At 49.4% G+C, this 26,706-nt stretch carries 32 protein-coding genes and 3 pseudogenes; 17 read left to right on the top strand and 18 right to left on the bottom strand.

Annotated elements, in window-relative coordinates; genetic code table 11:
- Positions 1 to 136 precede the first annotated feature (136 nt).
- Positions 137 to 1,675 carry an AIPR family protein gene (locus FEK30_RS00190; RefSeq protein WP_255447799.1) on the bottom strand — a complete coding sequence of 513 codons (1,539 nt, stop codon included), beginning with the start codon at positions 1,673 to 1,675 and terminating at the stop codon, positions 137 to 139.
- Positions 1,676 to 1,739: 64 nt separating this feature from the next.
- Here FEK30_RS00190 and FEK30_RS17255 point away from each other — a divergent pair.
- Positions 1,740 to 2,790, top strand: a protein-coding gene (locus tag FEK30_RS17255) for an IS630 family transposase (protein WP_397428992.1) whose coding sequence is annotated in 2 segments (ribosomal slippage) — positions 1,740 to 2,080 and positions 2,079 to 2,790 — 1,053 coding nt in all. Because the reading frame shifts where the segments join, the coding sequence is not laid out codon by codon here.
- On the opposite strand, the gene FEK30_RS16585 is transcribed toward FEK30_RS17255, so the two are convergent.
- Positions 2,775 to 2,930, bottom strand: coding sequence for a hypothetical protein (locus tag FEK30_RS16585; RefSeq protein ID WP_168191080.1), 156 nt, complete (start codon positions 2,928 to 2,930; stop codon positions 2,775 to 2,777). The two genes, FEK30_RS17255 and FEK30_RS16585, sit on opposite strands and share 16 nt — an antisense overlap.
- 570 nt (positions 2,931 to 3,500) lie before the next feature.
- On the opposite strand from FEK30_RS16585, the gene FEK30_RS00175 reads away from it, so the two are divergent.
- Both FEK30_RS00175 and FEK30_RS00170 read left to right on the top strand, forming a co-directional pair.
- On the top strand, positions 3,501 to 3,932 hold the full coding sequence (locus FEK30_RS00175; RefSeq protein WP_030008090.1) for a putative toxin-antitoxin system toxin component, PIN family: 432 nt from the start codon (positions 3,501 to 3,503) through the stop codon (positions 3,930 to 3,932).
- A 2-nt stretch (positions 3,933 to 3,934) separates the two neighbouring features.
- Positions 3,935 to 4,258: a YlcI/YnfO family protein gene (locus FEK30_RS00170; protein WP_138071021.1), complete on the top strand. Its 324-nt coding sequence runs from the start codon at positions 3,935 to 3,937 to the stop codon at positions 4,256 to 4,258.
- Between the two features lie 125 nt (positions 4,259 to 4,383).
- Here the strand turns inward: FEK30_RS00170 and FEK30_RS17340 are convergent.
- The 4 genes and pseudogenes from FEK30_RS17340 to FEK30_RS00150 form a co-directional block, all read right to left on the bottom strand.
- Positions 4,384 to 4,619, bottom strand: a pseudogene (locus FEK30_RS17340) (IS6 family transposase); the annotation flags it as partial.
- Positions 4,620 to 4,671: 52 nt separating this feature from the next.
- Positions 4,672 to 4,932, bottom strand: coding sequence for a transposase (locus tag FEK30_RS00160; protein ID WP_397428991.1), 261 nt, complete (start codon positions 4,930 to 4,932; stop codon positions 4,672 to 4,674).
- Between the two features lie 37 nt (positions 4,933 to 4,969).
- Positions 4,970 to 6,241: an IS256 family transposase gene (locus tag FEK30_RS00155; protein ID WP_138071019.1), complete on the bottom strand. Its 1,272-nt coding sequence runs from the start codon at positions 6,239 to 6,241 to the stop codon at positions 4,970 to 4,972.
- A 24-nt stretch (positions 6,242 to 6,265) separates the two neighbouring features.
- Positions 6,266 to 6,622, bottom strand: coding sequence for a helix-turn-helix domain-containing protein (locus FEK30_RS00150; protein ID WP_255447797.1), 357 nt, complete (start codon positions 6,620 to 6,622; stop codon positions 6,266 to 6,268).
- 463 nt (positions 6,623 to 7,085) lie between these two features.
- On the opposite strand from FEK30_RS00150, the gene FEK30_RS00145 reads away from it, so the two are divergent.
- The 5 genes from FEK30_RS00145 to FEK30_RS00125 are packed head-to-tail and all read left to right on the top strand — an operon-like array spanning position 7,086 to position 12,485.
- Positions 7,086 to 8,036 (top strand): PD-(D/E)XK nuclease family protein, encoded by a 951-nt coding sequence (locus FEK30_RS00145; RefSeq protein ID WP_181445647.1) that lies wholly within the window; start codon positions 7,086 to 7,088, stop codon positions 8,034 to 8,036.
- A 29-nt stretch (positions 8,037 to 8,065) separates the two neighbouring features.
- The gene (locus tag FEK30_RS00140) at positions 8,066 to 9,337 is read left to right on the top strand and encodes an IS256 family transposase (RefSeq protein WP_138071019.1); all 1,272 of its coding nucleotides are present in this window, start codon (positions 8,066 to 8,068) and stop codon (positions 9,335 to 9,337) included.
- A gap of 34 nt (positions 9,338 to 9,371) precedes the next feature.
- Positions 9,372 to 10,802: a hypothetical protein gene (locus FEK30_RS00135; protein ID WP_138071017.1), complete on the top strand. Its 1,431-nt coding sequence runs from the start codon at positions 9,372 to 9,374 to the stop codon at positions 10,800 to 10,802.
- 4 nt (positions 10,803 to 10,806) lie between these two features.
- On the top strand, positions 10,807 to 12,228 hold the full coding sequence (locus tag FEK30_RS00130) for a DEAD/DEAH box helicase (RefSeq protein WP_138071015.1): 1,422 nt from the start codon (positions 10,807 to 10,809) through the stop codon (positions 12,226 to 12,228).
- Between the two features lie 41 nt (positions 12,229 to 12,269).
- Positions 12,270 to 12,485 carry a hypothetical protein gene (locus FEK30_RS00125; RefSeq protein WP_138071013.1) on the top strand — a complete coding sequence of 72 codons (216 nt, stop codon included), beginning with the start codon at positions 12,270 to 12,272 and terminating at the stop codon, positions 12,483 to 12,485.
- A 41-nt stretch (positions 12,486 to 12,526) separates the two neighbouring features.
- Here FEK30_RS00125 and FEK30_RS00120 read toward each other — a convergent pair whose 3' ends face one another.
- From FEK30_RS00120 to FEK30_RS00075, 10 genes are all read right to left on the bottom strand, one after another.
- The gene (locus FEK30_RS00120) at positions 12,527 to 13,042 is read right to left on the bottom strand and encodes a hypothetical protein (RefSeq protein ID WP_138071011.1); all 516 of its coding nucleotides are present in this window, start codon (positions 13,040 to 13,042) and stop codon (positions 12,527 to 12,529) included.
- 182 nt (positions 13,043 to 13,224) lie between these two features.
- Positions 13,225 to 14,577, bottom strand: coding sequence for a hypothetical protein (locus tag FEK30_RS00115; RefSeq protein ID WP_138071009.1), 1,353 nt, complete (start codon positions 14,575 to 14,577; stop codon positions 13,225 to 13,227).
- 480 nt (positions 14,578 to 15,057) lie between these two features.
- Positions 15,058 to 15,330, bottom strand: a complete 273-nt coding sequence (locus FEK30_RS00110; RefSeq protein ID WP_138071007.1) for a hypothetical protein — start codon at positions 15,328 to 15,330, stop codon at positions 15,058 to 15,060.
- A gap of 415 nt (positions 15,331 to 15,745) precedes the next feature.
- Positions 15,746 to 15,997, bottom strand: a complete 252-nt coding sequence (locus tag FEK30_RS00105) for a hypothetical protein (RefSeq protein ID WP_138071005.1) — start codon at positions 15,995 to 15,997, stop codon at positions 15,746 to 15,748.
- A gap of 88 nt (positions 15,998 to 16,085) precedes the next feature.
- Positions 16,086 to 16,694: a hypothetical protein gene (locus FEK30_RS00100; protein WP_138071003.1), complete on the bottom strand. Its 609-nt coding sequence runs from the start codon at positions 16,692 to 16,694 to the stop codon at positions 16,086 to 16,088.
- Between the two features lie 75 nt (positions 16,695 to 16,769).
- Positions 16,770 to 16,955: a hypothetical protein gene (locus tag FEK30_RS00095; RefSeq protein WP_138071001.1), complete on the bottom strand. Its 186-nt coding sequence runs from the start codon at positions 16,953 to 16,955 to the stop codon at positions 16,770 to 16,772.
- 8 nt (positions 16,956 to 16,963) lie between these two features.
- On the bottom strand, positions 16,964 to 17,413 hold the full coding sequence (locus FEK30_RS00090; RefSeq protein ID WP_138070999.1) for a DUF1071 domain-containing protein: 450 nt from the start codon (positions 17,411 to 17,413) through the stop codon (positions 16,964 to 16,966).
- 99 nt (positions 17,414 to 17,512) lie between these two features.
- Complete coding sequence (locus FEK30_RS00085) at positions 17,513 to 17,812, bottom strand: hypothetical protein (RefSeq protein WP_138070997.1); 300 nt, start codon at positions 17,810 to 17,812, stop codon at positions 17,513 to 17,515.
- Between the two features lie 52 nt (positions 17,813 to 17,864).
- A complete protein-coding gene (locus FEK30_RS00080) occupies positions 17,865 to 18,050 on the bottom strand; it encodes a hypothetical protein (protein WP_065711791.1) in 186 nt (61 codons plus the stop codon).
- A complete protein-coding gene (locus FEK30_RS00075) occupies positions 18,051 to 18,386 on the bottom strand; it encodes a hypothetical protein (protein WP_138070995.1) in 336 nt (111 codons plus the stop codon).
- Positions 18,387 to 18,584: 198 nt separating this feature from the next.
- On the opposite strand from FEK30_RS00075, the gene FEK30_RS00070 reads away from it, so the two are divergent.
- From FEK30_RS00070 to FEK30_RS00035, 9 genes are all read left to right on the top strand, one after another.
- Positions 18,585 to 19,010 carry a hypothetical protein gene (locus FEK30_RS00070; protein ID WP_138070993.1) on the top strand — a complete coding sequence of 142 codons (426 nt, stop codon included), beginning with the start codon at positions 18,585 to 18,587 and terminating at the stop codon, positions 19,008 to 19,010.
- 625 nt (positions 19,011 to 19,635) lie between these two features.
- On the top strand, positions 19,636 to 19,767 hold the full coding sequence (locus FEK30_RS16930) for a hypothetical protein (protein WP_255447796.1): 132 nt from the start codon (positions 19,636 to 19,638) through the stop codon (positions 19,765 to 19,767).
- 103 nt (positions 19,768 to 19,870) lie between these two features.
- Positions 19,871 to 20,230 (top strand): type II toxin-antitoxin system HicA family toxin, encoded by a 360-nt coding sequence (locus FEK30_RS17250; protein ID WP_397428990.1) that lies wholly within the window; start codon positions 19,871 to 19,873, stop codon positions 20,228 to 20,230.
- Between the two features lie 11 nt (positions 20,231 to 20,241).
- Entirely contained in the window at positions 20,242 to 20,649 is a 408-nt protein-coding gene (locus tag FEK30_RS00060; RefSeq protein WP_138070989.1) for a type II toxin-antitoxin system HicB family antitoxin, read from the top strand.
- 54 nt (positions 20,650 to 20,703) lie between these two features.
- Positions 20,704 to 21,300 (top strand): nucleotide-binding protein, encoded by a 597-nt coding sequence (locus tag FEK30_RS00055; RefSeq protein ID WP_138070987.1) that lies wholly within the window; start codon positions 20,704 to 20,706, stop codon positions 21,298 to 21,300.
- Positions 21,284 to 21,535 carry a hypothetical protein gene (locus FEK30_RS00050; protein WP_138070985.1) on the top strand — a complete coding sequence of 84 codons (252 nt, stop codon included), beginning with the start codon at positions 21,284 to 21,286 and terminating at the stop codon, positions 21,533 to 21,535. Before FEK30_RS00055 ends, FEK30_RS00050 begins: the two co-directional genes overlap by 17 nt.
- A 39-nt stretch (positions 21,536 to 21,574) precedes the next feature.
- The gene (locus tag FEK30_RS00045) at positions 21,575 to 21,784 is read left to right on the top strand and encodes a helix-turn-helix domain-containing protein (protein ID WP_138070983.1); all 210 of its coding nucleotides are present in this window, start codon (positions 21,575 to 21,577) and stop codon (positions 21,782 to 21,784) included.
- A gap of 291 nt (positions 21,785 to 22,075) precedes the next feature.
- Positions 22,076 to 22,228, top strand: a complete 153-nt coding sequence (locus FEK30_RS16580; RefSeq protein WP_168191079.1) for a hypothetical protein — start codon at positions 22,076 to 22,078, stop codon at positions 22,226 to 22,228.
- A 2,188-nt stretch (positions 22,229 to 24,416) separates the two neighbouring features.
- Positions 24,417 to 25,688 carry an IS256 family transposase gene (locus FEK30_RS00035; protein ID WP_138070978.1) on the top strand — a complete coding sequence of 424 codons (1,272 nt, stop codon included), beginning with the start codon at positions 24,417 to 24,419 and terminating at the stop codon, positions 25,686 to 25,688.
- Here FEK30_RS00035 and FEK30_RS00030 read toward each other — a convergent pair.
- Together FEK30_RS00030 and FEK30_RS00025 are read right to left on the bottom strand one after the other, a co-directional pair.
- Positions 25,674 to 26,090: pseudogene (locus tag FEK30_RS00030) on the bottom strand (transposase); the annotation flags it as partial. The gene FEK30_RS00035 and the pseudogene FEK30_RS00030 overlap by 15 nt on opposite strands.
- Positions 26,091 to 26,209: 119 nt before the next feature.
- Positions 26,210 to 26,701, bottom strand: a pseudogene (locus tag FEK30_RS00025) (transposase); the annotation flags it as partial.
- Between the last annotated feature and the right edge of the window lie 5 nt (positions 26,702 to 26,706).

Genomic DNA, 26,706 nt, shown 5'->3' with positions numbered 1-26,706 from the left:
TNNCNCNNTNNNNCTNNAATACTCTCGAATTGGCTTTTAAACTGACTTTTTGTAATTTCCATAATTTCATCGCTAAATTAAATCAAAAATTTGGCGATTGATGGTGAGAGCTAGGTTGAATAAATCTCACTAAGTTTTATCGGAGTTTTTCGATTAAATCACCCCTCCGGAAAGTGGCAGCGAGTTGCTGTAAAGATATGGGGCGATCGCCATAGAGATCTGCAAGGGCAGCTTGAATATCATCAATAGCGGCTTTAAAGTAGTTGTCACCTTTAGTTTTAACCAGTTCTTGGGCTTTAGGGAAGTGCTCATGATTGAGGCTTGCTAAATCAAGCTTTATGTCTGACAGCAGCTTTTGGCCCATCTGCATCGCCGCAAAACAGGAACCATAACGCACAAAGTCAGGATCATCTTCAGTAGGACGCTTACGCCGATTTTCTGCAATCCGATAGAGTAAAACAGCAGTGATCACCTGGGAACCATTGAGCTGGTCTGTGAAAATCGAATCGTACAACTTGCCAAAATGTTCTCTTGAAAAGAATTTTGCCTGATGGGGTTTTCTGCGCCACACGGACAAGACGGCCTCTGCGGCTACCCCTGACGTAATATCGCTACGGGAGTAACTTTCAGAACGTTTACGCCGATAATTGAAACCGAGGGCTTCCATGTCAATCTCTAGGCGTTTTTGGCGTTCATCATTGGCCTTGAGATCTTTTAAGTCAACGGGATTTTGACTGTTCGTGGCATAGGTAATATTTTTAACGAGGTCTTCATTTTCCTTGGGAAGTTGATACAAACGGATTAAAACGTAAGCTTCCTGGGGAAAAAGACTGCGTTGAGCCAAGGTTTTGGCAATGGTCATACAGGTTTGACCACCGTTGATGATCTGGAGGTTTTCAACTCGCACCTGATAGTCTCCCTGCTGAAAGGCATTGTGGGTAAAGGAGTCGCAGGTTAGGGTGATGCCGTTGTTATAGAAATAAAAGTTTTTCTCCTCTCCATTGATCAAAGTATTGCGAATTCCTTCATTGACGCGATTGCCCTGTAAACCCAGGTAACGCCGGATATTACGTTCGAGCAGTCTTTCACCATGACGATCAATTAAATCCGCAATTTCGGCGATCGCAATTTTGCCCACTAGAACGCGACTAAATTCCATATCTTCAACAATTGCTTTGCCGCTGAGCCGGAGGGTGTCTTTAACGGGCTTGGTTGCCTGGAGAATATTAATCAGACGGTCATGGTTAACGTGTTCCCAAGTGACTTGATTGCCAAACCCACTGCGCTCAATGGCTTCGGCGGCGGCGATATTCCACGGTTGGCCATTATTACAAGCTAATGCTCTGACTTGGGGAATATAACCGTCACGGATGAGGCTACGGGCTGCTTCTACTTTACTCAGTAGTCGAGGATTAATCCGTTGCAGTGTGGCGTTGGGATCGAAAAGATACCGAATCGCATTGATCAGGGCTTCAATGCCGTTTGCAGGAAAATTCGCATCTCCTTTGAAGTTATTTTTATATTTCGCCTGGAAAAGGCTAACGGTAAATTCTCCGTCATGTTCTTCGGAAATATGAATGGCATCAACGCCGAAATCTCCTCCCCCTTCAGTGAGGCAATCAAATGTTTCGCTGTGATCGAGGTCGAGAATGGTTTTGACACAGAGGTACAGCATTTTTCGGGCTAGTAAAGCGATAGCGAGTAAGATAAAGCTGTAATCTACCCAATCAAAATTTGCAGTGCGACCCTACTCTGTTGATTTACGCCAAAAAATTATTGACACCTATCTCGAAGGCAAACTATCACAGCGCCAAATTGCTGAGCAATTCCGGGTTGCCTACAGTTTCGTGCGTAAACTAACTAAGCAATATCGTGAAACAGGAGATATTCAACCCAAGCAGCGCCTCAAACAAACCCCCACTAAACTCAATGAGACTCAACTCATCACCCTGCAACAGCTAGTAAAGCAGCATAATGATGCAACCTTAGCCGAACTCTGTGACCTTCTCGAAGAAACCGTTGGCGTCAGGATTAGTGTGACCACAATGTTTCGGATGCTCCAAAAACTCAAGATAACCCTCAAAAAAAACACTGCATCCCGATGAGAAAGAAACAGAACGAGTACAGCAGCAACGATATGAATTTTGGCAACTGGTGCGGGAGATTTTAGTAAAGGGAACCTCGAAAAATTCAAAATTTCGCCAGATCGGCAACGTATCCTCGTTGTTTCAGGCTCAAAAAATCGTCAAAAAAGCAATTAATCGAGGTTCCCTAAAAGACTTGATCTTTATTGATGAATCAGGGGTTGATTTAGCGCTGACTCGATTACGGGGTCGAGCACCCAGGGGAAAACGTGCCCATGGGAAACGTCCCAGCAAAAGGGGGAAACGAGTATCCATGATTAGTGCCATTAGTCTTGAGAAGGTACTGACCAATGTAAATCTACTGGGCAGTAGTGATGGTCTCACTTTTGAAGCTTTCATACATCGCCAGTTAGTACCTCAGTTATGGCAAGGAGCCTGTGTGATTATGGACAACTGCTCTATCCACAAGGGGAAAGCCATTAGGGACTGTATTGAAGCAGTTGGTGCAAGACTGATATTTCTTCCTCCATACTCGCCAGACTTTTCACCGATTGAGAATTGTTTCTCCAAAGTCAAAAGTATTTTACGTTCGTGGGGAGCCCGTACTTATCCAGAGCTCGCACAAGGGATTGAGGCCGCCTTCTCACAAGTATCAAGCCAAGACTTGCAGAATTGGTTTACCCATTGTTGCTACTCCGCCTCATAAGACCGAAAAACGCTGTAGACAAAGGCAAGGGGCTTGATCTTGTTTTCGTCTTGGATATTTAATTCATCCTTTGCCGGTTGGCGGATAGCGTCGATGAGGGAGCCTAGGCGTTGATCGATGATTGAAGCGTTAATATTCATAGTCAACTGATGGCCTGGAGATTCTGTAGCTTGCTTATTTTACCAAGGGCTGGGAAGGCGATCGCCTCACGAAAATTGATTAAGATTTGGGGGTTGAGTTTTTTGGACTGGGATAAATTTTACCCATAACGTTATGGGTAGTTGCCATAATCACCAAAAAAGGCGATCGCCTCACAGGAGCAGTTTAGATAATTTTTTCACTCAATCTGAGTTACTGGAGTGTTTTATTTGGTAAGTTCTGAGAATTAGGTTTAAAAAGCTTGTGTGACTTACACATAACGTTATGGGTAACTTTCTCCAAATGATGCGCACTTCATTCCTATATCAATGGTGATGGCTCTGTGAAGGAATTAGGTCAGCCTTTACTGAATAAAGAAGTACCCACTAGCGATCACTGAAACCACTATTCTTTCGTTAAAATCAGTAAAAAAAGTCGAGCCTTGAAACGATCTCTATACAAGACTCTCAGGCAATATTTTTTCTATAATCCTAGGTTTCTGTCGAGATGCGCCCTCTAGTCCATCGCCGAATGCAACTAAACGACACTGAATATGGTGCTATAGTGGTGTCATGACAGAGCAAGCCCCATTACACCTCGTTATTGACACCAACATCGTTCTAGAAGGCTTAACCAAACAGGGGAGCGCATCAGGGCTGATCATCGAAGCTTGGTTAGCCGAATTATTCATCGTTCACATTTCCACGGCGATTGCCTATGAATACCAAGATGTTTTAAGCCGTAAACTATCCCCTACTCGTTGGCAAACCCTAAAGCCCGTCCTTGGTCGGTTACTCACCCTCACTAAATTCACCGAAATCCATTTTACATGGCGACCCACTTCCCCCGACCCCGGCGATGATCTGATCATTGACTGTGCTATGAATGCCAATGCGGCGATCGTTACTTTAAACCTCAAAGATTTTCAACGGGCAAAACAATCCCTAGGCTTACCTGTTCTGTCCCCCGTCGAACTCATTCTAAAACTCACAGGAGATGAATAACAATGAGTCGTTTAACCCTACGCTTACCCGAAACCCTCCACCAACAGCTTAGTCACCAAGCCTCCCAAGAGGGCGTATCCCTAAACCAATACATTGTCTATGCCCTAACCCGTCAGGTTTTCCAAAATTACGTTGTGGAACCCGTTCCCGCTGAGAACGTTGAACAGCAAAACACCTCATTCCAAAAACTTCTCAATGATTTGGGTCAGGCAACCCCTGAAGAAGTAAAACTCGCGCTAGACGTAAGGGAAACCGTAGAGCTAGAAAGCGAATTAAACCCAGAGACCATCACCAAACTCCGCCAGAAGATAAGTAGCAAAGTCTAGACTTTTTGAATTTATGGCTTACAAAAATAGATTGGCGATCGCCCAGGAAAACAGAGTCGTGTGCCCTGAGTTCATCCTAACCCCGATTTTCCTGCCGAGCTAAAGCCTGTTCAATGAAATTTGGATCAGGCAGATAGAAACAATGCCTCCAGTTCCTCAACGCCTTGCAGGAACTTCTCTCTTCGAGCCGACAGACACACTGATTCTGGCATTTGACTACGCGGCCTCAAAAAGTTGGCCACTTCATCCACTGCTCGACAGAACCGATCAGCAGATTCAAAGTCACCAAAGCCCAGAATCGGATAGTATATCGGTGCTTGACAGGTCTATGGCTTTGCTCGATGGGGTTAGCAGTACATGGATTAGAGGGCGCATTTGAACAGAAAGTATCGGTTATACAGCGTTTTTCAGTCTTATGAGGCGGAGTAGCAACAATGGGTAAACCAATTCTGCAAGTCTTGGCTTGATACTTGTGAGAAGGCGGCCTCAATCCCTTGTGCGAGCTCTGGATAAGTACGGGCTCCCCACGAACGTAAAATACTTTTGACTTTGGAGAAACAATTCTCAATCGGTGAAAAGTCTGGCGAGTATGGAGGAAGAAATATCAGTCTTGCACCAACTGCTTCAACACAGTCCCTAATGGCTTTCCCCTTGTGGATAGAGCAGTTGTCCATAATCGGGCTATTGTCAAATCTGGTGTATGAGAAAGAATTAAGCGGCATCCTGTTGTTGAGATGATGGGGGTGTTTTTTGAACTTTCAATCCATCTTTAAATGGAACTCCTTCAATGACATCGGCAAGATATTTGAAGCCTCGAATGCGCAACCACCGTTTCTGAGCACTCTGCATTAGTTTGAATACCAAGGCCAGAATCGTTGCCTTGGAAACACATCCTCTGGTTTTATCGGTTCTCAATCTCACGGTCGCAAAAGTCGATTCAATGGGATTGGTACTGCGAATATGCTGCCAATGGGGCGCTGGAAAATCAAAGAAGGTAAACAGACTATCGCGGTCTTTTTCCAGACATTTTGTCGCTTCTGGATATTTGGCTTCATAGGTTTGGATAAAACGCTCATAGGCTTGTAGAGCATCGGCTTTAGTCCCAGCGCGATAAATCTGCCAAATGCCCTCCTTCGCTTCCATTTGTTGTTTCTTGGGTAATTTATCGAGGATATTTGCCGTTTTGTGTACCCAACATCGTTGTTTGCGGGTCTCGGGATAAACCTGAGCCAAGGCATTCCAGAATCCCAGAGAACCATCGCCAATGGCCAGTTCTGGAGCGATGGCCAAGCCGCGCTGTTTGAGGCTCAGCAGCAGGGGTTTCCAGCTCAATGCCGATTCACGATATCCTGCCGCTAGGGCTAGCAATTCTTTCTCGCCGTTTTCCGTCACACCGATGAGCACCAGAATGCATTGTCTTTCTTCGGCGCGGATGTTGAAATAAATCCCATCTGCCCACACATACACATAGCGCTTTTGTTGCAAGGAACGCTGTTGCCAGGCTTGATGCTCCCCGACCCATTTCTGCTTCAGGCGACTAATCGTTGCTGGAGACAATCCACTTGCTTCCTCTCCCAGTAATGACCCTAGGGCTTCTTGGAAATCTCCCGTTGAGATGCCCTTTAGATATAGCCATGGCAGTAACTCCTCTGTGCTCTTGCTGCGTTTTAGGTAGGGTGGCAGCAGCAAGGAATTGAATTTTATGCCGCTGCCGCTGCGGTCTCGTACCTTTGGTACTTTTACCTGGACTTCTCCGATACCTGTGATGACTGAGCGTTCTGGCAAATAGCCATTGCGTACCACCATTTTTCGTCCCTGTTTGTCTCGTTGGTCTTTGTACTGAGCTAGAAAATTTTGTAACTCTTCTTCTACTGCTTGGGCGATGAGTTGACAGGCACCTTTACGTAGGATTTCCGTTAATGTGTCTTGGAAAGTTCCTGTTGCTTCTGGTGATGGTAACGAAATCAGACTATCTTTATCCATGGGTGTATCCTTGTTGGTTTTTGCTTAATTCAGCAGGATACGCTTTTTCTTTCCTCTCCTCCATACACCAGAAATAAACATAACTCTAATCCTGACGCCAACGGTTTCTTCGAGAAGGTCACAGAGTTCGGCTAAGGTTGCATCATTATGCTGCTTTACTAGCTGTTGCAGGGTGATGAGTTGAGTCTCATTGAGTTTAGTGGGGGTTTGTTTGAGGCGCTGCTTGGGTTGAATATCTCCTGTTTCACGATATTGCTTAGTTAGTTTACGCACGAAACTGTAGGCAACCCGGAATTGCTCAGCAATTTGGCGCTGTGATAGTTTGCCTTCGAGATAGGTGTCAATAATTTTTTGGCGTAAATCAACAGAGTAGGGTCGCACTGCAAATTTTGATTGGGTAGATTACAGCTTTATCTTACTCGCTATCGCTTTACTAGCCCGAAAAATGCTGTAGAAAAAATATCGTCTGAAAGCCTTACATAGAAGATGTTTTGAGGATCGACCTTTTTAGGCCATTTTAACGAAAGAATAGGGGTTCTAGGGGTTACGTCATAAAAGGGAACATATTGCACGCTAAGAAGGTGTGACTAATGCCCTATAGTCTGAAATTCTTTCGAGTTGCCGAATGAGTAGGCGATCGCCTTTCAGGAGGAGTTTAGATAATTTTTTACTCAATCTGAGTTGCTAGAGTGTTTTGTTTGGTAAGTTCTGATGGTGAGGAGTTCGAGACTTGAATGAATTACCCATAACGTTATGGGTAGCTTTTTCTCCGATTTTATCTGACGGGAGAGAGTGATCGCGTCATGGGCTTTGATAGGAACTTTGATTCGGGCAAGTTGATTTTATGGGCATTATTTACAAGCATTCATCACCTTTTCTACGGGCAGCTCAGGCTCTTCTGAAAAAGGGAAAAGCGGAGGCGATCGCCCCGACCCGGCAGACTGCCCGATGCCTGAAACAACAACAGCCCTATTCCCTGAGTAGCCTCGCTGCGGAACTGTTATGGCAGAAAGGCCAGCGGGTGCTTAATCCCCTAGAGCAATATCAGCAACTGAAACAGGCGATCGCCACAACCTTAAACCCTACGGATCTAGAGGGGACGGTGCAAACCTGGCGGAGGGCAATGCAGGAACTGCTCCAAGCAAGCCCCAATCTTGATGGTTTAAAAGCATTTAACACCCCAAAAATCCAGCAACTGCACCAGGTTATTCAACAGTACCAAGCTCAACTACAGGAAACTAAAACTGTAGATCCCGCCGCTGTGCTGTGGCAGGCGATCGCCCTTGGCCCTGTCCCCCAAACTCTCTGTATCTATGGTTATCCAGATCCCCAGGTCGATGAAATTGCCTTTATTGAGGCGATCGCCGCTGCCGATAGTCTGCTGTATTTACCCCATATCGATGGCCAGTCTCTTTTTTCACCCCAAGCCGAACTCATCAAACGCTTACAAGGGAAAGGTTGGCACCTAGATGATAGCCAGCCAGAGACGCAATCTTTAGGCGATCGCCTGAGCCAGAAATTCTTCGGTCAAAACAGTGTTAATTTCGAACCTAAAACCGTCCAAGCCCATGTTTATCCCAACTGGGAGGCAGAGGCTAGGGGCACCCTGGGTCAAATTAAACAACTGCTACAACAGGGTGTCGCAGCACGAAAAATTGCCATCGTCACGAACGAAGATAACCATTGGGGGCCGCTCTTGCTTCATGTCGCTCAGGAATATGAAGTGCCCCTGAGCGGGGAGTTATGTTTATTTCTGGTGTATGGAGGAGAGGAAAGAAAAAGCGTATCCTGCTGAATTAAGCAAAAACCAACAAGGATACACCCATGGATAAAGATAGTCTGATTTCGTTACCATCACCAGAAGCAACAGGAACTTTCCAAGACACATTAACGGAAATCCTACGTAAAGGTGCCTGTCAACTCATCGCCCAAGCAGTAGAAGAAGAGTTACAAAATTTTCTAGCTCAGTACAAAGACCAACGAGACAAACAGGGACGAAAAATGGTGGTACGCAATGGCTATTTGCCAGAACGCTCAGTCATCACAGGTATCGGAGAAGTCCAGGTAAAAGTACCAAAGGTACGAGACCGCAGCGGCAGCGGCATAAAATTCAATTCCTTGCTGCTGCCACCCTACCTAAAACGCAGCAAGAGCACAGAGGAGTTACTGCCATGGCTATATCTAAAGGGCATCTCAACAGGAGATTTCCAAGAAGCCCTAGGGTCATTACTGGGAGAGGAAGCAAGTGGATTGTCTCCAGCAACGATTAGTCGCCTGAAGCAGAAATGGGTCGGGGAGCATCAAGCCTGGCAACAGCGTTCCTTGCAACAAAAGCGCTATGTGTATGTGTGGGCAGATGGGATTTATTTCAACATCCGCGCCGAAGAAAGACAATGCATTCTGGTGCTCATCGGTGTGACGGAAAACGGCGAGAAAGAATTGCTAGCCCTAGCGGCAGGATATCGTGAATCGGCATTGAGCTGGAAACCCCTGCTGCTGAGCCTCAAACAGCGCGGCTTGGCCATCGCTCCAGAACTGGCCATTGGCGATGGTTCTCTGGGATTCTGGAATGCCTTGGCTCAGGTTTATCCCGAGACCCGCAAACAACGATGTTGGGTACACAAAACGGCAAATATCCTCGATAAATTACCCAAGAAACAACAAATGGAAGCGAAGGAGGGCATTTGGCAGATTTATCGCGCTGGGACTAAAGCCGATGCTCTACAAGCCTATGAGCGTTTTATCCAAACCTATGAAGCCAAATATCCAGAAGCGACAAAATGTCTGGAAAAAGACCGCGATAGTCTGTTTACCTTCTTTGATTTTCCAGCACCCCATTGGCAGCATATTCGCAGTACCAATCCCATTGAATCGACTTTTGCGACCGTGAGATTGAGAACCGATAAAACCAGAGGATGTGTTTCCAAGGCAACGATTCTGGCCTTGGTATTCAAACTAATGCAGAGTGCTCAGAAACGGTGGTTGCGCATTCGAGGCTTCAAATATCTTGCCGATGTCATTGAAGGAGTTCCATTTAAAGATGGATTGAAAGTTCAAAAAACACCCCCATCATCTCAACAACAGGATGCCGCTTAATTCTTTCTCATACACCAGATTTGACAATAGCCCAATGGCCCATGCCGATAACATCCCGGCTAAAGGTCTAATGCAATTTTTGGCGCGGTATCGGCCCAACGTACCCAGGTTTATCTGGTGTGCTGAAACAAATCACCGATTTGATGAAATCACCGCTAAGAAGTTATTCAAGCGGCGGTTAACGAAGGCACAGTGCAACGACGTGATTGTCGATGAGCAGAGTTACCTTGACCCCGATGACCCCTACTTCTATTACAAGGCCCAGGTCAATTGGTCTCTCGCGCATCTGCGGGCGGATTTACTCGCACGGTTGGAACGAGATATCGAGACTGTCACCTATGAGCTTTGTTATCTCCCAGAAGATGAAATCGAGGCCATTGAGGGGGCGATCGCAGAACTCAGGGCAGAATACGCCGATGTCTGGTATCAACGCCGCCACGGGGCCAATAACCTCAGTGAGGATGAATACAAAGCTTTTAAGGAGTCCGAAGATAAGCTCGATGAGTCAGACCGTTGGGCTTGTGAGAAATATGAGATTGCAGCTTGGGCCGGGAAAACGCCTGAGCAACTTGACCTCGATTACATCCGCCGGGATAGAAAGGGCAAAAAGCGACGGGCCTTGGAAAAATTAGAGATGCAAGCCATCCCCGATTTGGCGATCGCCCTCGATAAATATTCCCTCGAAAAACAGACCAAACATGGGGCGGTTTGTCAGCAAGATCTTACGCACAATCATTTACGGGTGCGGGCCTTGGATGATTGGGGCATCGGTGAATTCCTTGACCTTGCCCTATCGGGTCAAGAGTGGCACAGTAATCACCCGGTTGTTCTTAAGCTGGCGGAAAACTGGCGGATGCACCGGGATGAACTAGCCAAATTTGGGGTGAAGTTATCTTGCGGGAAAAATGCTACCCCGGCGGCCATTGTTGGGGCGTTGCTCCGTTTCTTTGGGCTAAAGAGCGTTTCCCGGCGGAAAAGGGGCGGCGATCGCTTAGTCAGAATTTACCGTCTCGATACTGAAGATTGGAATATCTCTAAGGCCGATTTAGCAGCAAGATTACCCCTAAATATTGAGAAATTTGGGGAGCTGTCCATAAATCCCAAAAGCCAGTGGGTGACTGAGATTTATGGCCGATCCACACCCCCAGAAACTAATAGTATTGAAGGGGTGTGGATCACCTCTGAAAACTTTACCCAGCTTGAGATTGGAGAGATTAAACCAGAACCCGATCCACCGCCAAAAACTTCACCACCGGAACTAGAGGCGGCGGCCCCTGATAAAGCTCCCCAAAAACCCAATTTTGCAGTGGGAGCGATGGTGAATTTCTGGGATGGGGTCAAGTGGATTGAGGCAAAAATCAAGACCGCGATGACATCACCGGGGGCGGCGGAATACATCGTCAGTTTTACCAATGGCGGCGGGGCGATGTGTCGGGAATATCAGCTACAGACAATGGGGGGTTAGACAGATGAGTAAATTTCAATTACGGCCCTACCAAGAAACCATGGTTAGCGAGATTCTTGGTTCCCTTGCCCAACATAATTCTGTGGTCGGTCAGCTCCCTACCGGGGGCGGCAAAACGATGATCTTTAGTGCGATCGCCCATGAGTTCATTAAGCGAAACGAGGACGTTTTATTGCTCTCCCATCGTGAGGAACTGGTTAACCAAGGGGCGGGAAAACTTGAGTTCGTTTCAGGTAAACCCGTGGGGATTATTAAAGCGGGCTACCCCGACGATGGCGATCGCCTCATCCAAAGTGCCAGCGTTCAAAGTCTGGTTAGACGGCTTCACCGTTACCCGGCTGATAAGTTTGGGGCCATCATTGTGGACGAATGCCACCACGCGGCGGCCACCACATACCGAAAGATTCTGAATCACTTTGAGAAAGCCTACACCCTAGGGTTCACCGCTACCCCATGCCGGGGGGACGGGGCGGGCCTAGATGATTTATTTAGCCACATGGTCACGGGGCCATCAATTAAGCAACTCATTGAAGCGGGGCATCTTTCCCCCTACAGATATCTAGCCGCTGAAAATTCAATGGTGGTGAAGGGCGCGAAAACTAGGGGCGGTGATTACACTTCAAAGTCATTGGCCCGCCTTAATCCTAGAGACCAACTGGCTGCTGATTTAGTTTCTAGCTACCGTCAACATTGCGACGGCTTGAGATGTCTGATTTTTGCGATTGATAGGGACTATTCAAGGGCAATTACCGCCATGTATAAAGCTGCGGGGATTCCCGCAATTCACCTAGACGGGGAAACACCCTCAGAAGTAAGGAAAGCGGCCCTAGAGGCGTTCCAAGCGGGGGAAATTAAAGTGGTGAGCAATGTCGGGTTGTTTACAGAAGGAACCGACTTACCCGCTATTGAAGCCCTACAGATGGCCCGCCCGACAAAATCCCTAGGCTTATTCCTTCAGATGGTCGGTCGGGTGCTGAGGCCCGCCCCTGGTAAAGATGAAGCTCTGATTATTGATCATGGCGGAAATTGGGAGAGACACGGGCTACCTTGCGGCGATCGCACCTGGACACTTGAGGGAGTCCAAAAGCCCAACCGGGCGAAACGATTGGTCAAAAGTGCTGAGGGAGAAGTAGTCGAGTGGGAGCCAGTAGAGCTTATCCAAACAAACGTAACTACCAGGGAGATTCAGCCCGGCAATGTTGACCATGGTCTACAGGGGCGATCGCCTGAGCTTGACGGCTTCTGGAAAATGGCCCTAGATGAATTGCTCGAAGAAAGGGAGGCTAGGGGCTACCAGAAGGGATGGGTCGGCTATCGCCTCAAGGATCTTAATGCGCCCTTGGGAGTGTGGAAGGCGGCGGCTTCTGAGCTTGGATATAAGCCAGGGTGGGCTTGGTACAAGTGGCGAGAATCTAGGGCCGCCTAGGACTCCGTGCCAAAATTGATAAAGAAAGAGGAGAAATTTTTATGGCCGGAAGACAAATGGCAAGAATCCAAGCCCAGCGGGCAAAGCGGGCAAGAAAAAGCCGCCAAAATCCCACGGGCCGGAAATTGGACGATCAGGGGCGGGCCATTGTCTCTTTGCGGCTTCCCCTAGATCTCCTGGAGAGGATTGATCGCCGGGTGAAGGGTGGCGATCGTTCGGCCTACCTCGTGCGGATTTTGCAACGAGAATTTCGGTGAGACAGCGTGACAAAGGCGTGACAAACGCACCGTAACGGGGGTTAAAGTCCCGACATTCTGACCCGTTGCCGCAATTGCTCGGCCTGAAGTTTGATCGTTGCCCCTACCGGATCGGCGGCCCCAAAAATTTGATAAGTATTCGGCCCCTTCACTCCTTGGGAAGCAAGTTCTCGCCGCAACGCTCGCATTTCGTTTAGGAGTTCAGCCCCACCGTTACTTCCCTTGGGCCGGGGGAGGGCGACCTCTATTTTTGGGAAGCCAGAGGGCACCGTGGGGTGAACAATACCTGGTTTATCCACCGTAAATAGTTCAGGGCCGCTTTGACCAATGATTTCAGATCGCCCATCGTTAAATTTCAATAATTCCGGTCGCCGCTCACCCCCTAAGTAAAGCTCCCCTGGCTTAACCGGGCCACCCTTGAGGCGAGGTCTAATTGCTGCCCTGGCCGCTGCCGCCGCGATCGCCGCCGCTGCGTTTCTCCCGGCTTGCTCTAGGCGACTGGCCGCCCCCTGGACACTAGATGCCGCATTAGAAACTTCCTTGGCCGCTGAGGACAAACCAGAGCTTGCCCCCTCCAAAGCCCCGGCACTGGCCCGAATAGAAGCGCTCCCCTCGGCGATCGCCTCCTTCGCGCTGGTGGCCCCCAGAGACAGGGATTCTTTGAGGCTCTCTCCAGATTGATTAAGGGTGCCCGCCGCTTCGGTGATGGAATTTTTTAGGGAGGCTCCAGCTTCTTCGATCAGGCGTTTTCCTTCCTCGAACTGGGGCTTAAGGTTGGTGATTTCTGCGGGGGTTCTTGGGTTGTTGAGGCCCCTAGGAATTCGGCCCGTTGCGGTTGTTGATTGGGGGTGCGTTCCCTTTCGGCGAGGTTTGCGGCTTGGAGACGGGCGATCGCCTCCTTGATCGTTGTCCCAGCTTGATTGAGGGCATTGGTGGCAGCGATAATCTTTTCCGCCCCACCGACCAGTGAATTCTTGGCGTCAGTAGCGGCGGTTTTGAGACCAGTATTGATCTGATTCTCGGAGGCTTCTTTAGCTACCTGGAGTTGGCGTTCTAATTCTGCGCGTACTTGCCCACGGGTCTCCTCTTGGGCAGACTTAAAGGCTTCGAGTTCGATCTCTTGATTGAGGCGTTGTTGTGCCCGTTCCTGGAGATCTTGGAGTTTACGTTGATTGGCCTCGGCCTCAAAGTCAACCTCCCGCTGTTGCTCCTCCGCTTGGAATTGACGTTTGGCGGCTTGTTGGGCTTGCTCGAAGGCGATTGTCCGGGCTTCGACTTCTGCTTTATAGGCGCGGTCTAGGGCTTGCAGTTCTTGGGAGAGGGCTACCTTTGCCGCTTTATCCGCTTCGGTCTGTTGACGACGTTGTTCCGCTTCGATTTGACCAATAATCTCCTGCACCTTCCGGGCGTCTTCCTCGGACTTAATGTGCCTCACCCCGGCGATCTTCTCCGCCTGGGCCACCAATTCACTGGGGTCAAAGATTTTATTAGCCAGATCGAGATCGGCGATCGCCTCCCGTTGTTTTGCTAATTCCTGGAATTCTTTCTTAAGGGCCAGACGCTCTTTGGTGGTTTCGGCGGCGGCCAACTTCCCGGCTTGGGATGCAGACTCAGCGGCTAATTTGAACGATTCGGCTTGCTGATTGAGGCGATCGCTAATTTGTTGGGAGAGGGCTAATTCGACTTCCCGTCGCCGTTGGGCCCCGGCATCTTTGAGGGCTTGGATTTTGGCCTGGAAACTACGCTCCTGGGTCTGTTGTTCAGCTTGGAACTGACGGGTGATCGCTTGTTGTTGATTCTGGAATTCTCGTGCGATGGCTTGGGAAGCTTCCTTTTGATCGACTACAAGGGCAGATCGATCGAGCATTTGATCGGACTTGAGGCGACGGAGGTCAATTTTTTGGAGGGCTTCAATGTTGCGTTTTGTTTCGGCTTGGGAGGCTTTGAGGCGATCGAGCTCGGATTTTGTCTTGGCGATCGCCGACTGGGAAGATTCAGAGAAATCCTTAAGGGCGGCTTTAGCTTTGGCGAGGGATTCAATGAAATTTTTGTTGTCCCCGTTGACGCGGATATCGATGCTTTTGCTGACCATGATTCATCCCTTGGTATTCTTGTCCCTATTTTATCTAGGTGGTGGGGGCGTTTAAGGTGCGCGAGAAAGTGAGGTGAAAACAGCCGAAGTCCCGATAGCGGGAGGGATGCAAGGTGCGCGACTTTTGTCTGAGCGGATGAAGCGGACGGCTGAAACGCACCGCCGAATACAACCGGGAAATACAGCAACTCCAGTCGAGAATGTTGATGAAAAATTGAGGCGGAACAAGCGATGCCGGGATCCCGGCATCGGAATTGATTGATGTATTGAAAGGGGTTGCATATTCCTCCCTAAAAACGACTGAAACTCAGACAGCGGGAGGGATTAAGACCGTTGCATTAATCACAGAGGATTTAATTGCTGATCACCTGGGTTCCGCCAGGGGTGCTCACATTATGAACCCCCTTCCATTCGTCATCAACTATGCGGGCGATCTTCCATGACACAAAAAAAAGGGAGGGGCGAACCCCCCAGAGGCAACTAGACGAGAACACCGGAACGGCGGAGGCGACCCACACGAGCGGCGAGGGCACCCCCAGAAAGCGGGCGACCAGAACGGGACAGCAACAGGCAACAGGACGAAGGGACGACGGCGGCACGGACGGCCAAAGAGCAAGACGGGCCAGACACAGGCGAGGCGGCAACGGGGCGGGAAACAACAGGGGGCACCGAGGCCGGGACAGCAGAGCCAGAACGGCCAAAAGCAAGGAGGAAAACGACGGAAACGAGAACCCAGCAAAGAAGAAACAACATAGCGGACACCAGAAAACAACAACGCGGACACACCGCACTGCCGTTTCAACCCGTTCAGTTAGCTCTGTAAATTAGGTGAACACCAGCGGAAAGCCCGGAGTGCGCGAGAAGATTTGACCCTGGCCGCGCGGAAAATTAACCGTGATTTCTGTCGAAGGGGGTGCCTCTGGAAGTCGCGCATTGGGCCAGACCGAAATTAATCTCAGCGCCGTAGCTCGGTATAGGCTTTGTAGCGGGTTATTCAGCGGGTACAATGCGGCACCTGTGTGTCATTTAAGTGGGCTGTGGCTAGGCGATAACTTTTGGGGAATGTTTAGAGGGCCATTGAAGAGCGGCCCTGGACGCACGTGCCCTTAGCGGCGTAGAGCGAAACGTTTCAACCGCGTAGCACCAAACCCTTTTAACGAGGCGATCGCTAGGCGTCTAATTCGGCTTTGAACTGTTCGTAAAGTTCGGGGTAATCACGGGTGATCCTAACGAGGATGCGGCGCAATAGAGCGGTATTTTTCCTCCCGCTTTCGAGCAACAATTTTTCGGCGACATCCTGGGGGAGTCTAACCCCAAACATTGAGGGGTACATTTTTTCGTCCTGGGGGAGGTCGTTTAATTTAAGACCTTGCTGCTCTCGAAATTCTTTGGTGATGGTTGGGTTGGGGTTGCCGCGCATTGATATTTAATTTCTTGTTTTCACGCTAATAGCCTAACATTTGGCGGGTGGGAGGGAAGGCCCATTAAGGGCCAAACATTTCTTGGGGTTACTCGGCGGCTAGGAGGTCATCAACAACGCGGTTCAAGGCCCAAATGTTCCGGGTGCTTTTCACTTGTTGAATGATGGCGATCGCCGACCGTCCCGGTAACTTTTGCACCAGGAGGGAGGATAGAACGGCCTCTGCTTTTTTCCCTCCATCATCGGTTCTGTCGGGGTTAATGATGGCATCAATGAGCATTGAATAGAACCCAGCCATATTGATGACTTCTTGCCCCTCGATGACGCTGGTTTCGGCTTTGGGATGAAAGTAGGTTGCCCCCGGTGTTAGGGTCTGGGCGACTTCGGCGGGGGGCTCTCCAAAGGTTTCGGCGAGGGAGTCATATTCCACCAGAATTTCCCCATCTGGTTTTTTGAGGAGGTTAAAGGTGGTGTCACAGTCGGCAATGGTGACGCTGTAGGGGGTATCTACCGGGACGCGATCACCGAAGTGATGAAAGGCGGCGGACATAATGACACCGGGTTTATTTTCCATAGCGACATCATCAAAAGAACAGCCAAAGTCACGGCGGGCTAGGGTTTCAGCTAATAGGGGGTTCGGTGCCCAAGAATCATCGAGGGTGAAGCGGTACTGGGGGGAGACAACGAATTTATCCATGATTTTTCTTGTTCAAATTGCGGCGAGGCTTTTTGTGTCATCCTCCAGGACAGTTGGGATTTGAAATCGCTACTGTTACAGGTTTTGGGGTATTGCTTTTAGGGCGTTTGCGACTCCTTTGGTGGTGGCAAAATAAGCGCCTTTTTCTGTAAGTCGGGGTAGGCGATCGCCATTGATCACAACGGTGTGAGTTTCTTTACAGATGGCGTCAACCTGGACGGGCCTAATAGTTAGGTCGTGGGCAAGAAAATAAGCTTTCATGGGGGCGATCACTGATAGAGGTAGAGTCCTAAGCCAAACTTGGCACAGGCGCGGCGGAAGGCCATCGACTCAGCATTGCTCGACGGGTCACCATAGGGGTGTTCAACAGTCTCGCCGTTGCGCTTGGTGAGCTTGAGTGTTTCGGTTCCGGTGGCTTCGCGGTAGACTCGCCCCTCAGCCACAGTGAGGGTTAATCGTCCGGTCAAAAATAGGCGATCGCCACTGCTCTGGAGAATTGCAATTTCCCACGTCCAGCCGGGGCAATATTTATCTAAAATCTTCACGGCATTGTGCCAGGGGAGATAAGTGATATTCCGGTCTTTGGTGCCTAGGAGGGATTCGGGGATAGGGCGCGACAATACTTCGGTGGTTTGCTTGAGAGTCCATGCTCCTGGAGACTTCGGCGGGCTCAGTCGAACCTCCGTGGGACGGGTTGGGGCGGTTGTAGTGGTGGTCATGGTTGAAAGTTTTCCTATTGAAATTTGCTGACAAAAATTCGGAGGGTGGGTGGGCCGCCCCCAAGGGCGAAACATTTTCCTGGGGGCTGGCTTGCGGGGTTAACGAGGGAGTCCGTGGTCGGCATTCCAGGTGAGAAGTTCTAATTCATCGAGGAACGGATCAGGGTCTTTGCGATAGGTGTAGGGGCCGGGGGAGTATTGCCGGGGCTTGGGTAGGGGGGTAAGAGTTTGTCTGACTTTGGCTTTTAGGTTGGCGATCGCGTGGTAACGGGTGGGGCCATCACTGGCAAATAATCGCTTGTCGATGCAGATAGAAGAGAGCCAGATTCGCCCATAGGCACATACCTTTCCTTGGTAGTCGTTGCCGTCGTGGGTGAGGGTAAATGTGGGATTGTTCATTGTTTTGATTCCTGAAACGTAATGGGTGGGGGACGATGCCCCCATAGGTGCGTTAGAAAGGCAGATCCTCTAAGGGAATCCAAACCGTTTCTTTCGGGTGGTTCGGGAATAGGGCGATCACTGCTTTTCCGTGGTCAACAAGGGCCGGGCGATCGCCTCTGCGGATAACCTTTACTGGGTCAGCGGTGGGACTAGGGGTAGTCGAGAAGCCCTTAGTCTGTGGCTCGAAATACAACATTTAAGCTACCTCCCCAAAGAAATCACAGCAGGGATACTTAACCTCTACGTCGCCGCGCTCGAAATAGCCGCAACCAAGGGCCAGCGATCGCCACTGACGCTCGATCTCTTCTGTCGTCAACGGCTGGGTAAATTCGGCCTCGCTTTCTAGGCAAACTTCACCAGCACCGGGGATAACAGCGGTAAAGGAAAAGATGTAACGGGTATTCCAGCAAGTCCAGGCGTACCAGGGAACTTCTAAATCCTGGGTCTCGAACTGGTAACGGCCAACGGTATTGTTAAATGCGGTGCGTTCGGCGGTCTCTGACAACTGCCGTAAAATATCTAAAGCGGTCATAACTAGCTAACTCCTAGTTGTGGTTGTTAGGGCGGGGTTGAGAATTAGCGGTTCTCTCCTCGCCTGTTCTTATATTATACCGTGATAACAGGGAAAAACAAGGGAAAACAGATAAGAAAAACTAATAAAAGAAAAGCGCAAATAACCGTGATAACGCGGTAAAATAGAAGGGTAGGAAAGAAAAAGAGAGAGCAAGCTATGCACGCATACAGCGGCCCCCGCAAACTAACCCCAACAGAAACCCGGCTGGTAAAACAGCACTTAGACGCAAACCCAGTAAAAGGCCCGGTGGGAGTGGGCGACGCGAAAGGACTAGATGCCCTGGTCGCCCGCCACTACGAAGGCAGAACCGACCTCACCATCTACCACGTGGAAGGTCGGCAACGCTGGCACTACGCCCAAAGAAGCCAACGGATGATCGACAACGCCACCGAACTAACGGCCTACCCGAACAAACCCTGCCCACCCACCTGCACCCCGACAAAACCCTTCAGCGGGCACGGTAGCGGCACCTGGGGAACTATCGCCTATGCCGTAAAAAAAGGGCTAAAGGTGACAATCTACCCTCTCGACGGTAGCCAAGTGCCGAGCTGGGCAGAACAAAAACAACTGACGCTGATATAAGACCGCAGGGCCGCAAGGCCCACAAGCGGCGGGGGGCCAGGGGACAAACAACCCAGCCCCCGACCACGAAAACAGCCGGACAAAAACCACAACCGACCAACACACAAAAGCACAAAAGGACAAAAGCACACGCTGCGCGCGCCCCTACCCCCTCCAACCCACCTCTCTTTCTTTCTACTAGCGACGTGCCGCCCAACGAACGAAAAAAGCACGCCACAAACGCCGGGATAGGGACGTAGCTTGCTTAGGCCCCAACGTATAAAAACTGCCCGACAGCCGAAGATCGCCGACGTAGGAGGCCAACGTTAATAGACACGGGCTATCCCCCTCCGGCGGACTGGTGTTGCTAAAATGCCTTTTCGCGGCAAAGGAAGCGTAATTACGCCGCAATCGTGCGGCAACCTTATTTCTAACCTGTCGCTCCGCCTATACCGACCAGTGGGGGATTGGGGTTTAACAAGTAGCTGAGTTGTTGGCGGCAAGTAACCTTTGGGAACAGGACTATTTGGGACAGCAGAATAAGACTTGGTGGGCGGTGGGCGATCGCGAGGCAATAACCCAACTTGGGCCAGGGTGAAGCGGCAAGATGCGGCTTCTTTAATGAGAGACAATCGTCATCGGCGCTTTGCGCGGACGACACCATATTTCCTGGCCCTCGACCTTAGACTGGTGGCCCTGGACTAATTCTCTCTACGGGGAAAAACAACGGGGCGATCGCCTAATTCTTCCTGGGGCTAATTTTTACTTCTACGGGTAAAAAATAAATATCTCCTCGGCGATCGCGTCAGGGGTACCAGCTTGGCCCAAGACTAGCAGCGTTAAAAGGCCGATAGGCGCTGTGACGGCTTGGTCGCTTTGCGATGGTGGCCCGGCCCTTGGGAGACGCCCATATCTCCCTCTCCCTGGCAAAGAGTAGTAAGTATACTCTGCGTCAAGAACAAAGCGACTACATTCATAAAAACCAAGGGGATAGTTGCGTTAAGGGGGGTACAATATGTATAGTGTGTATTATATTAATCGGGGTTATGAAGAGTAGTGAGGTAATCAAGCGACTCAAAAAGGAAGGGTGGTACGTTGCCCGGACGAAAGGAAGCCATCAACACTTCAAGCACCCGACAAAGCAGGGACGAGTCACGGTTCCCCACCCGAAAAGCGATTTACCCACGGGGACTTTGAAAAGTATTTTTCAGCAAGCCGGATGGGACTGGTCAAGTAGATAAGGAGAAGAACGATGTACTGGACGGTGATTCTTCATAAGGATAAAGGTTCGAGCTTTGGGGTTACGGTGCCTGATTTACCGGGGTGCTTCTCGGCGGGAAATTCTTTAGAAGAAGCCCTGGAGCAAGCGAAGGAGGCGATCGCCTTACACCTCGAAGCAATGTTGGAGGATGGAGAGGCTATTCCCATGCCCCGTAAGCGATCTGAATATCCTGGCGATACAGACGCGATTTACGCCCTGGTAGAAATTGACGACAGGTTGGTGGATGGGGTTACGGAGCGGATCAATTTAACGATTCCTTCATGGGCAAATTCCCAGATTGATCGATATGCAAAAAAGACAGGGAACTCAAAGTCTGGGTTGATGTGGCGGGCGACTTTGGATCAGATCCAAAGGGAAACGACATCGACTATTGAGTGATTTTTCTCGTCAAACGGTTAAACGGTCAAACAGCTAACCAGCTAGACAGCTATTATGATTCTCACTATAACGGCCTTTAAAGGGGGCGTAGGGAAAACGACATCAGCGGTTCACTTGGCGGCCTATCTTAACCAGTCTGCCCCAACAATTTTGATTGATGGTGACCTAAATCGTTCCGCTTTACTTTGGGCCAGTAAGGGCAATCTCCCCTACCCCGTGGTTGATGAAAGGGAGGGGATTAGGGCTGCTCGCAAGTATGAGCACGTTGTGATTGATACGCCCGCTCGTCCTGAAGTTGAAGAAATTAAATCTTTGTCCAGGGGGTGTGATTTGCTCCTGCTCCCGACCAGTCCCGACGTTTTGGCAATGGGCGCTTTGAAGTCAAACGTCCAAACGCTTAGACAACTAGACATCCAGAATTACAAAATCCTCGTAACGATTGTTCCACCAAAGCCCTCAACCGCTGGGCCGGAAGCCAGGGACTTTTTAGAGGGGGTCGGTCTACCCGTTTTAGATCAGATGGTTAGACGGTTAGCTGTTTATCCGAAGGCCGCTTTAGAGGGTTGTATTGTGTCCGAGGTGAAAGGCGATCGCTACTCTGGCATTGCCTGGAATAATTATCGTGCGGTAGGAGATGAGCTTTGTGGCTAAGTCGAAGGGGAATCGATTTGAAGGATTTGAAGATTTTAAGGCCGAACCTCCTGGGCGATCGCCTGGGGTTCAGGGACAGGCAAAAAGCAAGAATCCTGATTTCAAGAAAGTTACGCTTTATTTAACGAAGGAACTGCACCTAAAGATGCGCTCCCAGACTCTAACAACAGAAGAAGATATGTCGGAATTGGTGGAGCGAATTATGGGGGAGTATTTTGAACAGCTAGACAGTTAGACGACTAGACGGTTAAACAGTTGACTTATGAGGACTTGAATGATGTTTTTTGCGACGACCACCGATACCCAGCGTTTAGGCGATCGCCTCCACCACTACATGAAGGCGACGGGCCACGATATTCATTCCTTGGGGGAAGCCCTGGGGCTATCGGGGGCAACGATCATGACTTTCCTCGACGGGGGTAGCTGGCCCCTAGAGAGTACCCTTTTAAAGTTTGCGGAACTAGAGGCGGAAGTGGATGAATAAGCCCAATATATCGGCTTTTTTACCGCATAAATCAGTCTCATTGCTTCATTAAAAACAAATCCTAAAATGCGTCAACAAAACTTGGCTTTTGATTGCTGAAAACTTTGATTGTAAGGGAGTTTAGGCTCTTTAAGAAGTAACAGAAATAATAAAAATTGAAGCGAGATGTTAAAACAGCGCCTTATTCGTTGCATTGAGGGGTGCTTTTTGATTGTCTAAAAAAAATTGATGAAAAAGTTGTTTCCTCGCGAAATCCTGTATTACTATAGGTTCAATTGATCCCCAAAAACCATGGTGAAATACAAGGTAGTTTCAATCCGAGTCGAAGATAGCCAACATAAGGCGATCGCCGCCTATGCCCGTGAAAACGGGACGAATGTCTCCCGACTCTCCCGGAAATTATTTAGTGATGTTTTGAAAAATGATGGCTCAACCGCTGCCTAAAAACAGCGAAACCCCAAATCTTGGCGGATGCAGGGGTTTCACTAAACCTTATTAAACCGACTCCCACAAAAATGGGGGCCGACTTGTTTCTATTATGGCAAATATCGTAATACAGACTAGCGATCCTGTCGATACCCTCAATTCTACCAGAGGTATGGGNTTTGNGAACGAATATCATTCTCGTCCTTCCGGCAGATTTTACCCCACGAAACGGAACAACCCATGCCCGGTCTGTGGGGATACGAAGGGCAAGTGTAGAACTACCGATGGCGACTTAGCTCTTTGTATGGGCCTACCCGATGGGGACGTACCAGGATGGCGTTACCACGGGCGGGATAAGTCGCAGGGTCTATGGGGCTTGTACTCACCGGAACGGGGCGATCGCTCAGAGAATCACCGGGCGGAAATCAAACGGCTGAGGGCTGAGGCACGGGCCAAAAGAGAAGCCAAGGAACGGGCGGGCTATGTCACTATTGGCGATCGTCATCAAGAGATTTTAGGGTTCGAGGCAAAACTCACTGAGTCACAGAACGCTGATCTTCTGCGGCGGGGGCTAACCCAGGACGAAATTAATTTTGCTCTATCTAATCACTTGCTCTTTGCCTGTCAGGGTGGCTATGGCATTTCAGCAATAGATCCAGTTACCGGGATGTTCTGCGGCGCTCAACGGGCCTTAGATAATCGCTCAGAGCGTAAATATGATTGGGGTATCTTCACCGGGCGGAATAAGGTCAAGGAAACGGGGGAAAATCCTATCGCGGTCTGGGTGCATCCCGCCTTCGATAAAGCCAAGCCTTACCGGGTGCTGACGATTGAAGGGTTCTTAAAGCCGTTAGTCCGTGCTTTTTGGGAATGGCGAAAAGATACCCAGGTCATTGTCATTGGTGCCCCCGGTGCTAATTTTGGCCCTCAGTCCCTTAAGCGATTCTTAGGGGTTTATGGTGAGGCGGAAAAATTCACTCACTTCCCCGATGCCGATAGCCAGAACCTCAGCAAAAAGAATCTCTATGCGGGTTATGGCAAATTAGCGAAGGCCATTCCCTCGATTAAGTTTGNAGNTTGGGTNACANGGCGCGATAAATCCAAGGGTGATGGGGATGAATATTTCGGGCGGTACAGACGGCGATCGCCTTGGGACTGGCTTAAGCCTTTCGCCTTCGAGAAAACCCGCCGTGAGGCTAAGAACAGATTAGCCAGAACCGACAAGCTCACCCCTGATAAAACCATCACCTTAGATGAATTTAGGGCGTTAGATACTGAGGGACTAGAACGTCTCACCAATGGGGCACAGGATGTTTTCATTGCCGCCCCTACCGCCGCCGGGAAAACCAAGTTAGCCGCAATGGTGGCTCGACTGTGGCGGCGGGTAATCGCCCCGTTCCCTAGAATCTCCCTAGCCCGAAACGCAGCGACTCGGATGGGGTTGGAGTATCGGACGGTCTGCGATCGCCTCGGTGGTGAGCTGGTCAAATTTGGGAGCAATTCTTACGATGTCGTTTCCAAAATTGCCTACTGCAATGAGGGCGTTTTAGGGTTAATCCGTCCGATCAAAAATCTGCTCAAAAATGGTGCTTTCGCTTTCGGGGATGAGTTCGATCAGCAAATTGAAAACCTCACCCTTAGTTCTACCCACGGGAAAACGGGGCAACGGCGGAAACATACCGAGATGTTCTGGACGGTCTTTAGGGAGTCCCAGAAAGCCTTATGCGTCTCAGCGGATTTAACGGACTATGAGGTGGGTCTCTACCACCGCACCACGGGCCGTAAGCCCTTTGTCCTGAAGGTAGGCACGGAGAAGAAACCCCAGATAGCGATTGTTTTCGAGGATACGCCTCAATGGTGGGCAAAATTTCTTGAGCTTAAGGCGGCGGGGCTACGGATCCTCATTCTCTGTACTCGGAAAAGTGACGCTGAATTTTTGGCCCATTCCTTTGGGGCAACGGCGATCACCGCTGATAATGCCAAGGAATATGAAGGGTTTCTCACTAATCCCGATGCTTGGTTAAGCCAGCACAGACCGCAAATTTTAGCCGTGACTCCCATCCTAGGAACCGGGTTTAACATCGAAGGCGATCACTTTGATGCGGTGATGTTAATGGCCCGAGTTATGTTTATTTCTGGTGTATGGAGGAGAGGAAAGAAAAAGCGTATCCTGCTGAATTAAGCAAAAACCAACAAGGATACACCCATGGATAAAGATAGTCTGATTTCGTTACCATCACCAGAAGCAACAGGAACTTTCCAAGACACATTAACGGAAATCCTACGTAAAGGTGCCTGTCAACTCATCGCCCAAGCAGTAGAAGAAGAGTTACAAAATTTTCTAGCTCAGTACAAAGACCAACGAGACAAACAGGGACGAAAAATGGTGGTACGCAATGGCTATTTGCCAGAACGCTCAGTCATCACAGGTATCGGAGAAGTCCAGGTAAAAGTACCAAAGGTACGAGACCGCAGCGGCAGCGGCATAAAATTCAATTCCTTGCTGCTGCCACCCTACCTAAAACGCAGCAAGAGCACAGAGGAGTTACTGCCATGGCTATATCTAAAGGGCATCTCAACAGGAGATTTCCAAGAAGCCCTAGGGTCATTACTGGGAGAGGAAGCAAGTGGATTGTCTCCAGCAACGATTAGTCGCCTGAAGCAGAAATGGGTCGGGGAGCATCAAGCCTGGCAACAGCGTTCCTTGCAACAAAAGCGCTATGTGTATGTGTGGGCAGATGGGATTTATTTCAACATCCGCGCCGAAGAAAGACAATGCATTCTGGTGCTCATCGGTGTGACGGAAAACGGCGAGAAAGAATTGCTAGCCCTAGCGGCAGGATATCGTGAATCGGCATTGAGCTGGAAACCCCTGCTGCTGAGCCTCAAACAGCGCGGCTTGGCCATCGCTCCAGAACTGGCCATTGGCGATGGTTCTCTGGGATTCTGGAATGCCTTGGCTCAGGTTTATCCCGAGACCCGCAAACAACGATGTTGGGTACACAAAACGGCAAATATCCTCGATAAATTACCCAAGAAACAACAAATGGAAGCGAAGGAGGGCATTTGGCAGATTTATCGCGCTGGGACTAAAGCCGATGCTCTACAAGCCTATGAGCGTTTTATCCAAACCTATGAAGCCAAATATCCAGAAGCGACAAAATGTCTGGAAAAAGACCGCGATAGTCTGTTTACCTTCTTTGATTTTCCAGCGCCCCATTGGCAGCATATTCGCAGTACCAATTCATTTGAATCGACTTTTGCGACCGTGAGATTGAGAACCGATAAAACCAGAGGATGTGTTTCCAAGGCAACGATTCTGGCCTTGGTATTCAAACTAATGCAGAGTGCTCAGAAACGGTGGTTGCGCATTCGAGGCTTCAAATATCTTGCCGATGTCATTGAAGGAGTTCCATTTAAAGATGGATTGAAAGTTCAAAAAACACCCCCATCATCTCAACAACAGGATGCCGCTTAATTCTTTCTCATACACCAGATTTGACAATAGCCCGATGCCCTTTAGATATAGCCATGGCAGTAACTCCTCTGTGCTCTTGCTGCGTTTTAGGTAGGGTGGCAGCAGCAAGGAATTGAATTTTATGCCGCTGCCGCTGCGGTCTCGTACCTTTGGTACTTTTACCTGGACTTCTCCGATACCTGTGATGACTGAGCGTTCTGGCAAATAGCCATTGCGTACCACCATTTTTCGTCCCTGTTTGTCTCGTTGGTCTTTGTACTGAGCTAGAAAATTTTGTAACTCTTCTTCTACTGCTTGGGCGATGAGTTGACAGGCACCTTTACGTAGGATTTCCGTTAATGTGTCTTGGAAAGTTCCTGTTGCTTCTGGTGATGGTAACGAAATCAGACTATCTTTATCCATGGGTGTATCCTTGTTGGTTTTTGCTTAATTCAGCAGGATACGCTTTTTCTTTCCTCTCCTCCATACACCAGAAGCGTTAGCAAAGCGTAACGCACGCTGCTGAATTGTATATCTTCAGCCTAAGTACAGGACAAAAGTTGTATGGGGTGAAACTCTGACTCAAGTAGAGATTGGGGAGAAGCGGTAAAAAAGCGACGTAATAAGTCAAAGCCATAGCGAAATAAACTCCGAGCTCGACGGCCATGGGCCGTGATGATGCGAATCGGTTTCTGAGTATGTCGCCATAAACCCGCTTTCATCGCCCAGACAAACGCAATGGCCAATAGAGCCAGCAGCTTCGACAAACGTCTCTTATCGATAAAATGAGTCGATTCCAAGCAAAAGCCACGGGTTTTGAGGGCGCCAAATAACGTTTCAATCCCCCAGCGGTGATGGTAATCGGCCAAAGCATTTTGAGGGTCATGGGCAGTAATAATAATCAGAAAATCATCATCCGTTTTCTGAGATTTCTGCTTTGGCTTCAGACGAGTGCCGATGACATAGACTGGACGGCCCCAGACCCACCGTTTTCCCGGCAGAATTCTTGTCTCACCCANNNCNNNNGNNCGAAANAGGT

The organism is Picosynechococcus sp. PCC 11901, assembly GCF_005577135.1.
In the GTDB taxonomy this organism is placed as follows: domain Bacteria; phylum Cyanobacteriota; class Cyanobacteriia; order Cyanobacteriales; family MRBY01; genus MRBY01.
The sequence above is the reverse complement of the archived record's forward strand: the minus strand, read 5'-3'. Positions and strand labels throughout refer to the sequence as shown.